Below are 15623 nucleotides of genomic sequence, written 5' to 3' on the forward strand. Positions count from 1 at the left end.
CCAACCCCTCGTTCATTTATTAATTGTATTGTAATAAGAAGTAGAGAATTGGTAAAACGAATAACCAACTATCTGTTCGGTCTAATATACCACCATGCCCAGGTAAAATTGTACCTGAATCCTTTACGCCATAATGACGTTTAAAAGCAGATTGTACTAAATCACCAATTTGTCCAAAAATAGAAATGATAATTGTCAGCACAATTAAAATTACTACATTCGATTCGACTGGGAAGAACACGTTGTAAACAAGTGCCACAATAATTCCACAAACGATGCCCCCTAATGAACCTTCAATCGTTTTATTTGGACTGATTTCTGGCCACAATTTTCTCTTGCCCAATGCTTTTCCTACGAAATATGCGCCTGAATCAGTAGCCCATATAACAAATAATGCGCAAAATACATATTTAATTCCTAATATTCTCGTTTCATTTAAATATAAGAATCCCATTGCCACATATGTCGTTGCCATCAGTAAAAATGAAGCATTATCAAAAGTAAATGTATTCTTAGAAAGGACTGTATATGATAAAAGTAATAAAACAATCACAAATGTGATTTCCAATTTACCTAATCCAATCCATGTAAACAGTTCTGATGCACTACTTGGAATTAAAAGAATCCACAATAATACTGCAGCTAAAACTGTCGGTACTGAAATAAGCGTAAGCTTATTCATACGAATTAATTCATATAAACCTATAGAAGCAAGTGCATACACTAAAACCGTAAAAGGCACGCCACCGTATATTACGATGGGAATGAATAGCGCGGCAGCAACCACTCCAGTAATAATTCTCTGTTTCACTACCAAACCCTCTCTTTCTACACGCCTCCGAATCTGCGCCCTCTATGTTGAAAGTCAGTAATCGCATTTAGCAAATGTTCTTCTTTGAAGTCTGGCCAATACACGTCTGTAAACCAAAACTCCGAATATGCAATTTGCCATAACATGAAATTACTAATACGTAGCTCTCCGCTTGTTCGGATTAACAACTCTGGATCAGGTAAAGAACTCGTCATTAAGTAGGAGGAAAGCATTTCTTCACTTACCTCTTCAGAACGAATTTTTCCTTCCTCATTATCTTTCATCATATGTTGCACAGCAGAAACGATTTCATCTCGACTTCCATAGTTTAACGCGAAATTAAGAATTAATCCCGTATTCTCTTTCGTATCTTCCATGGCTTTCTCCATCGCTCTGCGTGTATGCGTAGGAAGACGATCTTTTTGCCCTATTACTCGGACTTGTACGTTTTCTTCAATCAATTCTGGTAAAAATGTACCTAGAAATTCTTCTGGAAGCTTCATTAAATAATCAACTTCCTTTTTCGGTCTTTTCCAGTTCTCAGTTGAAAAAGCATAAAGAGTTAACACTTTCACATTAAGTTCACTTGCAAATTTTGTAATTTTCTTTACAACTTGCATACCTTCATGATGTCCCGCAATACGAGGCATTGCTCTCCTCTTTGCCCATCTTCCATTCCCATCCATAATGATGGCAATATGTTCTGGGATATATCCTTTTTTCACTTCTTCAACGAGATGATCAAACGATGTGTCCTTTTTACCTTTAAAAAAAGGAAAGTTTTTAAACATCATTCATACCCTCCAGCAAGCAGACGTATGCCTAAAAGTGTAAAAAGACCCCCTTAAGAAGAGGGTCATAATTGCGAAGTTATCGCTATTACACTTCCATGATTTCTTTTTCTTTGTTTTTTGCGATTTCGTCAACTTTTGCAATATATTTATCTGTTTCTTTTTGGATATCTTCAGTATATCCTCTTAAATCATCTTCTGTAATCTCGCCAGCTTTTTCAAGCTTCTTAAGATCATCATTTCCGTCACGACGTACGTTACGAACAGCAACTTTAGCTTCTTCAGCATATTTTTTCACAACTTTTACAAGATCACGACGACGTTCTTCTGTTAATGCAGGGAATGCAATACGAATTACAGTTCCATCATTAGAAGGATTTAAGCCTAAATCTGCTTTTAAAATTGCTTTTTCAATATCACCGATAGAAGTTTTATCATAAGGTTGAATTACTAGTAAACGCGCTTCTGGAACTGTAATGTTCGCTAATTGCACAACTGGTGTTGGTGCACCATAGTAATCAACTTGTACCTTATCTAATACAGACGCGTTTGCACGGCCAGCACGAACTGTTGCTAATTCACGAGAATAAGCAGCAACTGCTTTTTCCATTTTTTCATTTGAAGACTTCAACACTTGTTGTCCCATATTTATTTCCCCCTTACCACTGTTCCGATATTTTCGCCTAAAACGGCACGTTTAATATTACCTTTTTCCATAACTGAGAATACAATTAATGGAATATCATTATCCATACATAGAGAAGAAGCTGTAGAATCCATTACACCTAAACCTTCTTTTAATACGTCTAAGTAAGTAAGCGTTTCATATTTCGTAGCTGTTGGATCAATAGATGGATCCGCATTATATACACCATCTACATTGTTTTTCGCCATTAAAATTACATCTGCTTCAATTTCTGCCGCACGTAATGCTGCTGTTGTATCTGTAGAGAAGTATGGGTTACCTGTACCTGCTGCAAAGATAACAACACGTTTTTTCTCTAAGTGACGAACTGCTTTACGACGAATGTAAGGTTCTGCAACTTGACGCATCTCAATTGAAGTTTGTACACGAGTTTGAATTCCGATATTCTCCAAGCTATCTTGAAGAGCTAATGAATTCATAACTGTCGCTAACATGCCCATGTAATCTGCCCCTGCACGATCCATGCCCATTTCACTTCCAATTTTCCCACGCCAAATGTTACCGCCACCAACAACAACAGCAACCTCTACATCAAGTTCTGCAATTTCTTTTACTTGTTCCGCAACTGACTTAATAACAGTTGGGTTAATTCCAAATCCTTGCTCTCCAGCTAAAGCTTCTCCACTTAGCTTTAAAACGACACGATTATATTTCGGTTTACTCATAATGAACCTCCAATTGCTTACATCTTTATTTTAAAAAAGGGAACACAATGTGTTCCCTAATCTGTATTAGTTGCTACCTTTTACTTGGTTCATTACTTCTTCAGCAAAGTTGTCTTCGCGTTTTTCGATACCTTCACCAACAGCGTAGCGAACGAATCCTTTTAATGTTCCGCCTTTAGACTCAACGAACTGACGAACTTTCATATCAGGGTTTTTAACGAATGCTTGGTCAAGTAAGCAAATCTCTTCGAAGAATTTGCCTAAACGGCCTTCAACCATTTTTGCAACGATTTTCTCAGGCTTGCCTTCGTTTAATGCTTGTTGTGTTAATACTTGACGCTCATGCTCAACTTCTTCAGCTGTTACAGCATCGCGGTCGATGTATTTAGGGTTAACTGCAGCGATGTGCATTGCAACATCTTTAGCAGCAGCTTCATCAGTAGAACCTTCAAGAACTGTTAATACACCAATGCGTCCACCCATGTGTAGGTAAGCGCCGAATGCATCTGCATCAGTTTTTGATACGATTTCGAAACGACGAAGTGTAAGTTTTTCACCAATTTTAGCGATTGCTTCGTTGATGTGCTCTTCAACTTTTTTACCGTTTTCCATTGTTTGAGCCATAGCTTCTTCAACGTTAGCTGGTTTGTTAGTTAATAAGTGAGCAGCTAATTCTTTAATTAGTGTTTGGAAACCTTCGTTTTTCGCAACGAAATCAGTTTCAGAGTTTAATTCTAAGATTAAAGCGTCGTTACCGTTTGTTTCAATGAAAGTTAAACCTTCAGCAGCAATGCGGTCAGCTTTTTTAGCAGCTTTCGCAATACCTTTTTCACGTAAGAAGTCAATTGCCTTCTCCATGTCGCCGTTAGTTTCTGTTAAAGCTTTTTTGCAGTCCATCATACCTGCGCCAGTTTTTTCACGTAATTCTTTTACCATTTGAGCAGTGATTGCCATACTTTTCATCCTCCTAAAATATGTATTTATACCTTTTATAAAGGTGTTTATACCTTAAAAAAGGTGATAAAAGGCCGAACCCCTTATCACCTTTCCAACTTTGTTACGCAGTAACAGTTTCTTCACCTTGTTTTGCTTCAAGGATCGCGTCTGCCATTTTAGATGTAAGAAGTTTTACAGCACGAATTGCATCATCGTTTGCTGGGATAACGTGATCGATTTCGTCTGGATCACAGTTTGTATCAACGATACCGATGATTGGAATGTGTAATTTGCGTGCTTCAGCAACTGCAATACGCTCTTTACGAGGGTCTACTACGAATAATGCACTTGGAAGACCTTTCATATCTTTAATACCGCCTAAGAATTTCTCAAGACGCTCTAACTCTTTTTTAAGTTGAACAACTTCTTTCTTAGGAAGTACTTCAAAAGTACCATCTTCTTGCATTCTTTCGATGTCTTTAAGACGCTTGATACGCTTTTGGATTGTTTGGAAGTTTGTTAAAGTTCCGCCTAACCAACGTTGGTTAACGAAGTACATACCAGCACGAGTTGCTTCTTCTTTAATAGCTTCTTGTGCTTGTTTTTTAGTACCTACGAATAAGATGTCTCCGCCTTCAGCAGCGATGTCGCGCATCGTTCTGTAAGCTTCCTCAACTTTTTTCACAGTTTTTTGTAAGTCGATGATGTAGATACCGTTACGCTCTGTGAAAATGTAACGCTTCATTTTTGGGTTCCAACGACGAGTTTGATGTCCGAAATGAACACCAGCTTCAAGCAATTGCTTCATAGAAATTACTGACATAATATAGTTCCTCCTAAATGGTTTTTGATATCCTCCGTTTACTTCATCTCTAAGCGAAACTACAAACGTAGCACCAACACTTAAATCAGTAAACGTGTGTACTTTGTACTGACACCACTGCTTACTATATCATACTGAAATATTACAATCAAGTCGAAAATGCGACCAATGTAAAACTTTCTTTGTTCATACTCGAATTCTAGTATTACCAACCTTCATTTCTTTTAAGCAAAAAAATAAATACAATTAATAGTTTTCTCAGAAAACACGCTTATGACACTTTTCACAAGCACCATCTATCCATTGCACATAAAAAAACTCTCCTCGATTGAGGAGAGTTTTTTACAAATTAGTTTGTTTTTAATTTAGCAAGTTCCTGTAGAAACTTGTCGTTTAGCACTTTAATGTATGTTCCTTTCATACCTAAAGAACGAGACTCAATAACACCAGCACTTTCTAATTTACGTAGTGCATTTACGATTACAGAACGAGTAATTCCTACGCGATCAGCAATTTTACTTGCAACAAGTAAACCTTCTGTTCCATTTAATTCTTCGAAGATGTGCTCAATCGCTTCTAACTCACTGTAAGATAATGAGCTGATCGCCATTTGAACAACAGCTTTACTACGTGCTTCCTCTTCGATTTCTTCTGCTTTTTCACGTAAGATTTCCATACCTACAACAGTTGAGCTGTACTCAGCAAGGATTAAATCATCATCTAAGAACTCTTGACCAAGACGAGCTAATACTAATGTCCCTAGACGCTCACCGCCACCAACGATTGGTACGATTGTAGTTAAACCTTGACCAAATAATTCTCTGTTTTCTACTGGGAATGCTGTGTAAGCACTGTTCACATCTAAGTTTGAAGATGTTTCTGTAATGTTGAATAAGCTTTGTGTATATTCTTCTGGGAATTGACGTTCTGCAAGCATTTGCTTCATGCGTTCGTTTTCGATTTGTTGGTGAATTGCATAACCTAGTAATTTACCACGACGGCTAACTACGAATACGTTTGCTTCGATTACTTCACACATTGTGTCAGACATTTCTCTAAAGTTTACAGGCTTCCCTGCTGCGCTCTGTAATAACGCATTTAATCTTCTCGTTTTTGCTAATAATTCCATTTCAAAAGTTCCTCCTACATGTTACTCACATATTTTTTCATCACTTGGAAACTAGGGCGAGTCACCTGATGACACTATTACAAAATAAACTGGCTCACATCTTTATTTTTAGCAATTGTTGCTAATTTCTCCTCAACGTATTGAGGTGTTATCGTTATTTTCTCTAACGTAATTTCAGATGCTTCAAACGATAAATCTTCAAGGAGCTTCTCCATAATTGTATGAAGTCTTCTTGCTCCAATATTATCTGTATCCTGATTAACTTGATAAGCAATCTCAGCAATCTTACGAATAGCTTCGTCTGAAAATTCAATTTCTATACCTTCAGTCGCTAATAATGCCATATATTGTTTAATTAACGCATTGTCAGGCTCGATTAGTATTTTAACAAAATCGTCTGTCGATAATTTTGTTAATTCTACTCGAATCGGAAATCTCCCTTGCAATTCCGGAATTAAATCCGACGGTTTAGACATATGGAACGCTCCAGCTGCAACGAATAAAATATAATCCGTTTTTACTGATCCGTATTTTGTCGCAACATTCGACCCTTCTACAATCGGCAAAATGTCACGTTGCACACCTTCACGTGATACATCTACGCTATTCGACTGCTTACCAGCAATTTTGTCAATTTCATCGATAAAAATAATCCCGAGCTGTTCAGCACGATAAACAGCCTCTTGTGTAACTTCATCCATATCAATTAAGCGCTGTGCCTCTTCATTTGTCAAGAGTTTTCTTGCTTCTTTTACAGAAAGTTTACGTTTTTTCGTTTTTTTCGGCATAAAACTTCCTAGCGCATCTTGGAAATTCATTCCCATTTGCTCCATGCCAGTTCCTTGTAACATATCAAACATGGAAGACTGTTGTTCAGTCACTTCAATCGATACAATTTCGTCTTCAAGAAGCCCTGCAGCAAGCTTTCTCTCCACATCATGACGCTTCTTTTCGATTTCAACATCTTCTTGTGTATCAGACGTTTGATTCGAATTTTGAGTACCTCCAAAAAGCATCTCTAATGGATTTTTGAATCCAGATTGTTTCTCTGGACTCGGTACTAAAATTTCAACAAGACGTTGATTCGCTTGCTCTTCGGCTTTATCTTGAACTTTCACTACCATTTCTTCTTTTACGATACGAACCGATGTTTCCACCAGGTCACGTACCATTGACTCTACATCTCTACCCACATATCCAACTTCTGTGAATTTTGTAGCCTCAACCTTAATAAAAGGTGCTCCAACGAGTTTCGCCATTCGTCGTGCTACCTCTGTTTTCCCAACACCTGTCGGTCCAATCATTAAGATATTTTTAGGTGCAATTTCGTCACGTAAATTTTCAGCTAATTTACTGCGACGATATCGATTTCTCAACGCTACAGCAACCGCTTTCTTTGCGTCTTTTTGACCGATGATGTATTGATCTAATTTTTCCACAATTTGGCGCGGAGTAAAATGTAAATGCATATAAAATGCCTCCCTTACGATTCTACAATTCTTCAACAATTATGTTGTGATTCGTATAAACACAAATATCGCCAGCAATCTCTAAACTCGCTTTCGCAATTTGCTTCGCTGTTAAGTGTTCACTTGCATATTGCTTTAAAGCACGACCTGCAGAAAGTGCATAATTCCCACCAGATCCAATTGCTAAAATACCATCATCCGGTTCAATCACTTCTCCTGTACCTGAAACAAGGAGCATAGTTGTTTTATCCATGACAATGAGCATTGCTTCTAGCTGACGTAACATTTTATCGCCACGCCATTGTTTAGCCATTTCAACAGCAGCACGCTGCAAGTTGCCATTATACTCTTCTAATTTCCCTTCAAACATTTCAAAAAGAGTAAATGCGTCAGCAACTGATCCTGCGAAACCAGCTAAAACTTTACCTTGGAAAAGCTTACGAACTTTACGAGCTGTATGTTTCATTACAACAGCATTTCCCATTGTCACTTGGCCATCTCCAGCCATTGCACATTCTCCATTATGATGAACTGCAAATATCGTTGTAGCGTGGAAATTTCCCATAGAAAAAACTCCTTTATTTGTTTTTATAGCTTTTAAAGCAATTTATGCCCGCGGGTGATGCTTCATGTAAACAGAACGCAATCTTTCTTTAGAGACATGCGTATAAATTTGTGTCGTCGACAAATTTTCATGGCCTAATAACTCCTGTACAGTACGTAAATCCGCCCCTTCATCTAGCATATGTGTAGCAAATGTATGCCTTAACATATGGGGACTTATCCGCATTGTCAGCGAAGCCTTTTTAATGAGTTCATTTAAAACATAACGAACTCCACGACTTGTTAGCGGTTTACCTTTCGCATTTAAAAATACCATATGAGAGTCTTCGTCAGTCTTATTAACTAACTGTTTTCTCCCATTCTCTATATAAGTAATTAAAGAATCTTGCGCATAGCTTCCGAACGGAATATACCTTTGTTTTTTTCCTTTTCCCATTACTAAAATTGTTCCCACCGCAAAGTCAATATCGGTAAGTTGTAAATTGACACATTCACTCACACGGATCCCAGTCGCATACATCAACTCTAACAAAGCTTGATTCCTTTGACCTAATGGTGTTTCCGTGTCAGAAACTTCAAATAATTCCTCTAACTCTTCAGCATATAAAAACTTTGGGATTGACAATTCTTTTTTGGGGAGTGACGCAAGTGCAAACGGATTATCCTTTCGATAACCTTCACGCATCAAAAAACGATATAAACTTCGTAAGCTTGATACTTTTCTTGCGACAGATTTACGGGCTAACTTCTCATCGTGCAACGTCGTTAAGTACAAACGAACATCCGCGTATGTAACGTCTAAAAAAGAGGATATGCCTTCTCGTTCCATAAATTGCACAAAATGTTCTAAATCATTTTGATAACTTGCAATTGTATATTTTGAATAATTTCTTTCAATTTGTAAATATCCAACGAATAATTGTAACAATTTCTTCACATTCACACAACTCACCTCAATAAAGGCTACTAAATCGTATCACAACTTAGTAGCCTTTGCAAGAAATTTAACTAAATATTTACAAAATTTCGAATCGTTTCTAAAGCGCGTGCTGCGTACGCTTCATTTCGTTCTGCTTTCTTTTTAATCTTCTTCTCTAACGGTGCAAATAGACCAAAGTTCGCATTCATCGGTTGGAAGTTTTTAGCGTTCGTTGCCGTAATGTAATTTGCCATGCTACCCATCGCAGTTACTGGCGGTAATACAACTGGCTCTTCACCTTGCACAAGACGCGCAGCATTAATTCCTGCTAATAATCCTGATGCTGCTGATTCAACATATCCCTCTACTCCAGTCATTTGACCAGCGAAGAATAAATCATCCCGTTGTTTATATTGATATGTTGGACGAAGCAAATTAGGTGAATTAATAAACGTATTACGATGCATTACACCATAACGTACAATCTCTGCATTTTCCAATCCTGGAATTAACTGTAGCACTTCTTTTTGCGGTCCCCACTTTAAATGTGTTTGGAAACCTACGATATTGTATAAAGTTCCCGCTGCATCATCTTGACGTAACTGAACAACAGCATATGGCGTTTTCCCTGTTTTTGGATCTTCCAATCCAACAGGTTTCATAGGTCCAAATACTAACGTCTGTCTCCCTCTACTTGCCATAACCTCTACTGGCATACAACCTTCAAAGAAAATTTCTTTTTCAAACTCTTTTAAAGGCACTGTCTCGGCAGCAATTAGAGCCTCATAAAAACGATCAAACTCTTCTTCTGTCATTGGGCAATTTAAATATGCAGCTTCACCTTTGTCATAACGCGATTTTAAATATACTTTATTCATGTCAATGCTGTCTTTTTCTACGATTGGGGCTGCAGCATCATAGAAGTAGAAATAATCTTCTCCTGTTAATTCTTTCAATTTTGCAGAAAGATCAGGAGATGTTAATGGACCTGTAGCAATAATTGTCGGTCCCTCTGGAATATCTGTAATTTCTTCATTCATTACAGTTACATTTGGATGGTTCTTTACGTATTCTGTTACTTTAGCTGCGAACTCATGACGGTCTACAGCTAAAGCGCCTCCAGCTGGTACAGAGCACTCATCCGCCGCACGAATAATTACAGAATCCATTAAGCGCATTTCCTCTTTAATAACTCCAACCGCATTTGTTAAAGTGTTTGCACGAAGTGAGTTACTACATACTAATTCAGCGAATTTATCTGTGTGATGAGCTGGCGTTTGCCTTACCGGTCTCATTTCATATAATCTAACTTGGACACCACGTTTTGCAATTTGGTAAGCTGCTTCACTTCCTGCAAGACCTGCGCCAATGACGTTTACTACCTGTGTTGTCATTTATATCACCTTTCCTTTTCTTCCCGAAAAAAATGTGAGCAGTTACGCTCACATTTGTTGTTCTTCTTCATAATCGCACGAAATACATTGTACTTGCACGCCTTTTTTCAACTTTTTCTCTACAAGCATGCCTTCGCACTTCGGACACTTACGACCAATTGGCTTATCCCAAGATACAAAGTCGCATTCCGGATACGTACCGCACCCATAGAAAAGACGTTTCTTTTTATTACTACGGCGTTCAATAATTTGACCCTTATCACACTTTGGACAAGTAACACCGATTTCTTTCACAATCGGCTTTGTATTACGACAATCTGGGAAATTCGAGCAAGCCATAAATTTCCCGTATTTACCCATTTTAAAGACCATTGGGTGATTACATAGTTCACAATCTTCCCCAGCTGGTTCATCTTTAATTTCCACTTCACGCATTTCTTTTTCCGCTTTTTCTAAACGCGGTTCAAAACCTACGTAGAAATCATCAACAATTTTTACCCAATTCGCATTTCCTTCTTCTACTTCATCAAGGCTTTGCTCCATATTGGCAGTAAATTCAATGTTAATAATTTCTGGGAAAAACTCTAAAATAAGTTCAATTACTATTTCACCAAGTTCAGTCGGAACGAAGCGTTTATTATCCAAGCCTACATACCCACGCTTTTGAATCGTTTCAAGTGTAGGTACATATGTCGACGGTCTTCCAATTCCAAGTTCTTCAAGTGTTCTTACTAGGCGAGCCTCTGTATAGCGCGGAGGAGGTTGTGTAAAATGTTGCTTTGGTTCTAAATCCTTTGAAAATACAGTTTCCCCTACTTCTAAAGGCGGCAACATCTTATCCTTTTCTTCAGCACCATCATCTTTTGACTCTACATACACTTTCATAAATCCTGGGAACTTTACAACCGATCCACTTGCACGGAACTGAACATTGTTATTAATGAGTCTCGCTGTCACAGTACCCATTATAGCAGACGCCATTTGACTTGCAACAAATCGCTCCCAAATCAATTTATATAATCGAAGTTGATCACGACCTAAGAAACTTTTTAGTTCCTCTGGCTTTCTCATTACCGAAGTAGGACGAATTGCCTCATGCGCATCTTGTGCATTTGACTTTTTCGTTTCTTTCTTCTTTTCTGTTCCTATGTATTCCGTACCATACGCTTCAGTGATGTAAGTACGAGCCTCTGTTTGAGCTGTTTCTGAGATACGTGTTGAATCAGTTCTCATATACGTAATAAGACCTACAGTTCCTTGTTTTCCAAGATCTATCCCTTCATACAATTGCTGTGCAAGCATCATTGTTTTCTTTGCTCGCATGTTTAACTTACGGGCTGCTTCTTGTTGCAAGGAAGATGTTGTAAACGGTAATGCAGGGTTACGTTTTCGCTCTTTGCGCGTTACATTTTCAACTGAAAACGCATTCTCTTTCATCTGTTCAATTATTTCATTCACTTGCGTTTCATTTGTTAATTGAACTTTTTCACCATCTACACCGTAAAAGCTTGCTTCAAATGTGTCTTTTCCTTTTACAAATTCTGTTTTAATTGTCCAGAATTCTTCAGGTTCAAAGTTTTGAATTTCCCTTTCACGCTCGATGATTAAACGAACTGCTACAGATTGTACACGTCCTGCACTTAATCCTTTTTTTACTTTCTTCCATAATAAAGGACTAATATTGTAACCAACAAGACGATCAAGTATACGTCTTGCTTGTTGTGCATCCACTAAATCCATATTGATTGCACGAGGATGTTTAAATGATTCTTTGATTGCATCTTTCGTAATCTCATTAAACACAACCCGACAATCTGATTCAACGTCCACATTTAACGTATTCGCTAAATGCCAAGCAATCGCTTCCCCTTCACGGTCTGGATCGGCCGCGAGATAGACTTTCTTTGCTTTTTTGGCCGCTGATTTTAAATCTTTTAAGACGGGACCTTTACCACGAATGGTAATATACTTCGGGGTGAAGTTGTTCTTTACTTCTATCCCCATTTGACTTTTTGGCAAATCGCGAACATGTCCCATAGACGCGACAACTTTGTATTTTTTCCCTAAATATTTCTCAATGGTCTTCGCCTTAGAAGGCGACTCCACGATTACGAGGTAATCTGACATGCTAGTGCCTCCTTAAGAGGTGGATTCAAGTCTTCATTAATCTTATTGATTTCTCTTGTTTTTGTCAATCAAGAATGAATATACCATACAGTGCCAATCTACCATTTGTCAATAATTGTTTAATAAAAACATAAAAATATAAGGTTAATTTAAAATCTCTTCCAAGATATCTTCTGCATTTCTTACTAGTTTTGCTCCTTGCTGAATAAGATGATTCGTTCCCGATGCCCCCTCTATAAATATAGGTCCAGGAAGCGCAAATACCTCTCTACTTTGCTCTAACGCAAGGTCCGCAGTAATAAGTGTTCCACTTCTCGATTTCGCTTCTACAACTAAAACACCTTTACTTATACCACTAATAATCCGGTTTCTTTTTGGAAAATACCATTTTTTCGGTGCATAGTGCGGCGGATACTCTGTCAATAACAATATATATTCCTTCCACATTTCATATAAATGTCTATTTTCTTTCGGATACATAAAAGACAATCCATGCCCTAATATCGCAATAGTCGGGCAATGATGCCTTACTGTAATCTCATGAGACATTGTATCTATCCCTTTTGCAAACCCACTGACAATAAGCCACTCTCTTTCTAATAAAGGGTGTAAAATAAACTTCAAACTCTCATGACCATATAATGATGGTTCTCTCGTTCCAACAACTGCTAATTTATTTACTTTATTCAGGAAATCTTTCTCTCCTTTTCCATATAAAACGAAGGGAGGATCTTGTATTTCACGTAATAATTGCGGATAATTTTCATCCCATATCGTTATATAAAAAATACGATTTTTCTCTAAATAAGATATATATTGCGGAAGATTTGAACTTTGAAGAAATTTTACTAGTTCTGAAGATTTTTTCGAGGATATTCCAGTGTAGTGTTCCATTTGTTTTTCGTTAAAATTATATATGTTCTCTAATTCTGGATCGACATATAGTAGCCTCTCCATCGCTTTCCAATAATCTGCTAGCAAGTAATGAAGATGTAATAATCTCTCTCTTTTCATCTTGATTCTCCTTATCCATAATTTTTATTATGTAAACAGAAAAAGTCTAAAAAGACACCCTCAAGTAAGAAGGTGTCTTTCAACAGATTAATAGTTTTTACAAGTCTCAAATAAACCTTTTTCTTTTAAAACAGAGATTAGCGTTTCTCCCATAACTGCTGGAGTTTCAGCTACTTTAATGCCACAAGCTTCCATTGTTTTAATCTTTTCAGCAGCAGTTCCTTTACCGCCAGAAATGATTGCACCAGCATGGCCCATACGTTTGCCAGCAGGCGCTGTTTGACCACCAATGAAGCCTACAACAGGTTTTGTCATATTAGCTTTTACCCATTCAGCTGCCTCTTCTTCTGCTGTACCGCCGATTTCACCAATCATAATTACAGCATGTGTTTCTTCATCTTCATTAAATGCTTTTAAAGCATCAATAAAGTCTGTACCGTTAACAGGGTCTCCGCCGATACCTACAGCAGTAGATTGGCCAATACCTTCTTGTGTTAACTGATGTACAGCTTCATACGTTAATGTACCAGAGCGAGATACGATACCAACATGACCTTTTTTATGAATATATCCTGGCATAATACCAATCTTACATTCATCCGGTGTGATTACACCTGGGCAGTTTGGTCCAAGTAAACGTGTATGTTTACCCGCCATATATCTCTTTACGTTTACCATATCTAATACAGGAATCCCTTCAGTAATACATACTACTAAATCAATTTCTGCATCAACAGCTTCCATAATTGCATCTGCCGCAAAAGCGGGTGGAACGTATACAACTGAAGCGTTTGCCCCTGTTGCTTTCACTGCATCTTCTACTGTATCAAATACTGGTACACCTTCAATATCAGTGCCGCCCTTACCTGGTGTTACACCACCGACAATTTTCGTACCGTATTCAATCATTTGTTTTGTATGGAATAAACCTTGAGAACCTGTAATACCTTGAACAATAACTTTTGTATCTTTATTAACTAATACGCTCATTTTTCTCCCCCGCTTTCTATTAGCCCACTAGTGAAACAATTTTTTGTGCACCGTCTGCCATAGATTCTGCTGCAACAATATTTAAGCCAGACTCATTTAAAATTTTCTTACCTAGTTCTACGTTTGTACCTTCAAGACGTACAACTAAAGGTAACTCAAGACCTACTTGTTTCGTTGCTTCAATAACACCTTCTGCAATAACATCACACTTCATAATGCCACCAAAAATGTTAACGAAGATACCTTTTACATTTTTGTCAGAAAGGATAATTTTGAATGCTTCTGTAACTTTTTCTGCAGTTGCACCGCCACCAACATCTAAGAAGTTAGCTGGGTCACCGTGGTAATGTTTAATGATATCCATTGTAGCCATCGCTAAACCTGCACCATTAACCATACAACCGATATTTCCATCTAAAGGAATGTAGTTTAAGTCGTATTTTGAAGCTTCAATTTCTTTTGAATCCTCTTCATCAAGATCACGAAGCTCTAAAATGTCTTTATGGCGATATAATGCATTAGAATCAAAGTTTAATTTTGCATCTAATGCCATAACTTTACCTTCACCTGTTGTAACAAGTGGGTTAATCTCAGCGATAGAGCAATCTTTTTCGATAAACGCACGGTATAAGCCCATCATAAACTTCACAGCTTGTCCTACAAGCTCTTTTGGAATATTGATGTTAAATGCGATTCGGCGCGCTTGGAAACCTTGTAAGCCTACTGCTGGATCAATATATTCTTTAAAGATTTTTTCAGGTGTTTTTTCTGCTACTTCTTCAATTTCTGTTCCGCCTTCTTCAGACGCCATTAAAACAACTTGAGAAGTTGCACGATCTAAAACTAGACCTACATAATATTCTTTTTTAATATCGCAACCTTCTTCGATAAGTAAGCGTTTTACTTCCTTACCTTCAGGACCTGTTTGATGTGTCACAAGTGTAGTTCCTAAAATGCTTTCTGCATATGTACGAACTTCATCTAAATTTTTTGCAACTTTTACTCCGCCAGCTTTGCCGCGTCCACCAGCGTGAATTTGTGCTTTCACTACACATACATCTGTTCCTAATTCTTTCGCCGCTTCTACAGCTTCTTCTACTGTAAATGCAACCTTCCCGTTCGGAACGCTAACCCCATAGCTTCTAAGGACTGCCTTACCTTGGTACTCATGGATATTCATGGTCCCATCCTCCCCTGTTTTCCTGTTTTACTCGAAAAGTTTTTTAATGTTTAAAAAACATTACATTGCCATTGTATAAGATGATTGGCACGCTGTCTACAATAA

The 15623-nt window shown here is 37.7% G+C and carries 15 protein-coding genes; all 15 read right to left on the minus strand.

Going from position 1 to position 15623, the window contains the following annotated elements; all coding sequences use genetic code 11:
- Positions 1 to 19 precede the first annotated feature (19 nt).
- A complete protein-coding gene (cdsA, locus tag MR169_RS12555) occupies positions 20 to 811 on the minus strand; it encodes a phosphatidate cytidylyltransferase (RefSeq protein ID WP_000813592.1) in 792 nt (263 codons plus the stop codon).
- A 17-nt stretch (positions 812 to 828) separates the two neighbouring features.
- Complete coding sequence (uppS, locus tag MR169_RS12560) at positions 829 to 1605, minus strand: isoprenyl transferase (RefSeq protein WP_173600362.1); 777 nt, start codon at positions 1603 to 1605, stop codon at positions 829 to 831.
- A gap of 85 nt (positions 1606 to 1690) precedes the next feature.
- Positions 1691 to 2248 (minus strand): ribosome recycling factor, encoded by a 558-nt coding sequence (frr, locus tag MR169_RS12565; RefSeq protein WP_000531501.1) that lies wholly within the window; start codon positions 2246 to 2248, stop codon positions 1691 to 1693.
- A 2-nt stretch (positions 2249 to 2250) separates the two neighbouring features.
- Positions 2251 to 2973, minus strand: coding sequence for a UMP kinase (gene pyrH, locus MR169_RS12570; protein ID WP_000042668.1), 723 nt, complete (start codon positions 2971 to 2973; stop codon positions 2251 to 2253).
- Positions 2974 to 3039: 66 nt separating this feature from the next.
- The gene (gene tsf, locus MR169_RS12575; protein ID WP_001018578.1) at positions 3040 to 3927 is read right to left on the minus strand and encodes a translation elongation factor Ts; all 888 of its coding nucleotides are present in this window, start codon (positions 3925 to 3927) and stop codon (positions 3040 to 3042) included.
- Between the two features lie 103 nt (positions 3928 to 4030).
- A complete protein-coding gene (gene rpsB, locus MR169_RS12580; RefSeq protein ID WP_000111485.1) occupies positions 4031 to 4732 on the minus strand; it encodes a 30S ribosomal protein S2 in 702 nt (233 codons plus the stop codon).
- Positions 4733 to 5081: 349 nt separating this feature from the next.
- A complete protein-coding gene (gene codY, locus MR169_RS12585; RefSeq protein WP_242319475.1) occupies positions 5082 to 5861 on the minus strand; it encodes a GTP-sensing pleiotropic transcriptional regulator CodY in 780 nt (259 codons plus the stop codon).
- 77 nt (positions 5862 to 5938) lie between these two features.
- On the minus strand, positions 5939 to 7330 hold the full coding sequence (gene hslU, locus MR169_RS12590) for an ATP-dependent protease ATPase subunit HslU (RefSeq protein ID WP_016118541.1): 1392 nt from the start codon (positions 7328 to 7330) through the stop codon (positions 5939 to 5941).
- Between the two features lie 22 nt (positions 7331 to 7352).
- Complete coding sequence (gene hslV, locus MR169_RS12595; RefSeq protein WP_000526272.1) at positions 7353 to 7895, minus strand: ATP-dependent protease proteolytic subunit HslV; 543 nt, start codon at positions 7893 to 7895, stop codon at positions 7353 to 7355.
- A 42-nt stretch (positions 7896 to 7937) separates the two neighbouring features.
- On the minus strand, positions 7938 to 8837 hold the full coding sequence (gene xerC / locus MR169_RS12600) for a tyrosine recombinase XerC (RefSeq protein ID WP_001101241.1): 900 nt from the start codon (positions 8835 to 8837) through the stop codon (positions 7938 to 7940).
- Between the two features lie 65 nt (positions 8838 to 8902).
- On the minus strand, positions 8903 to 10207 hold the full coding sequence (gene trmFO / locus MR169_RS12605; RefSeq protein ID WP_000213002.1) for an FADH(2)-oxidizing methylenetetrahydrofolate--tRNA-(uracil(54)-C(5))-methyltransferase TrmFO: 1305 nt from the start codon (positions 10205 to 10207) through the stop codon (positions 8903 to 8905).
- Positions 10208 to 10255: 48 nt separating this feature from the next.
- Positions 10256 to 12334 (minus strand): type I DNA topoisomerase, encoded by a 2079-nt coding sequence (topA, locus tag MR169_RS12610; protein WP_242319476.1) that lies wholly within the window; start codon positions 12332 to 12334, stop codon positions 10256 to 10258.
- 144 nt (positions 12335 to 12478) lie between these two features.
- Positions 12479 to 13348: a DNA-processing protein DprA gene (gene dprA, locus MR169_RS12615; protein WP_242319477.1), complete on the minus strand. Its 870-nt coding sequence runs from the start codon at positions 13346 to 13348 to the stop codon at positions 12479 to 12481.
- Between the two features lie 87 nt (positions 13349 to 13435).
- Entirely contained in the window at positions 13436 to 14338 is a 903-nt protein-coding gene (sucD, locus tag MR169_RS12620; protein WP_000115178.1) for a succinate--CoA ligase subunit alpha, read from the minus strand.
- Between the two features lie 19 nt (positions 14339 to 14357).
- A complete protein-coding gene (gene sucC / locus MR169_RS12625) occupies positions 14358 to 15518 on the minus strand; it encodes an ADP-forming succinate--CoA ligase subunit beta (protein WP_001020791.1) in 1161 nt (386 codons plus the stop codon).
- Between the last annotated feature and the right edge of the window lie 105 nt (positions 15519 to 15623).

It is taken from the genome of Bacillus cereus group sp. BfR-BA-01349, assembly GCF_022663795.1.
Lineage (GTDB): Bacteria > Bacillota > Bacilli > Bacillales > Bacillaceae_G > Bacillus_A > Bacillus_A cereus.

Excerpts from the sequence above, each read along its gene's own strand:
- dprA (WP_242319477.1), bottom strand. The coding sequence starts at position 13,348 with ATGAAAAGAGAGAGATTATTACATCTTCATTACTTGCTAGCAGATTAT.
- sucC (WP_001020791.1), bottom strand. The coding sequence starts at position 15,518 with ATGAATATCCATGAGTACCAAGGTAAGGCAGTCCTTAGAAGCTATGGG.
- hslV (WP_000526272.1), bottom strand. The coding sequence starts at position 7,895 with ATGGGAAATTTCCACGCTACAACGATATTTGCAGTTCATCATAATGGA.
- sucD (WP_000115178.1), bottom strand. The coding sequence starts at position 14,338 with ATGAGCGTATTAGTTAATAAAGATACAAAAGTTATTGTTCAAGGTATT.
- trmFO (WP_000213002.1), bottom strand. The coding sequence starts at position 10,207 with ATGACAACACAGGTAGTAAACGTCATTGGCGCAGGTCTTGCAGGAAGT.
- codY (WP_242319475.1), bottom strand. The coding sequence starts at position 5,861 with ATGGAATTATTAGCAAAAACGAGAAGATTAAATGCGTTATTACAGAGC.
- rpsB (WP_000111485.1), bottom strand. The coding sequence starts at position 4,732 with ATGTCAGTAATTTCTATGAAGCAATTGCTTGAAGCTGGTGTTCATTTC.
- hslU (WP_016118541.1), bottom strand. The coding sequence starts at position 7,330 with ATGCATTTACATTTTACTCCGCGCCAAATTGTGGAAAAATTAGATCAA.
- uppS (WP_173600362.1), bottom strand. The coding sequence starts at position 1,605 with ATGATGTTTAAAAACTTTCCTTTTTTTAAAGGTAAAAAGGACACATCG.
- topA (WP_242319476.1), bottom strand. The coding sequence starts at position 12,334 with ATGTCAGATTACCTCGTAATCGTGGAGTCGCCTTCTAAGGCGAAGACC.
- tsf (WP_001018578.1), bottom strand. The coding sequence starts at position 3,927 with ATGGCAATCACTGCTCAAATGGTAAAAGAATTACGTGAAAAAACTGGC.
- frr (WP_000531501.1), bottom strand. The coding sequence starts at position 2,248 with ATGGGACAACAAGTGTTGAAGTCTTCAAATGAAAAAATGGAAAAAGCA.
- pyrH (WP_000042668.1), bottom strand. The coding sequence starts at position 2,973 with ATGAGTAAACCGAAATATAATCGTGTCGTTTTAAAGCTAAGTGGAGAA.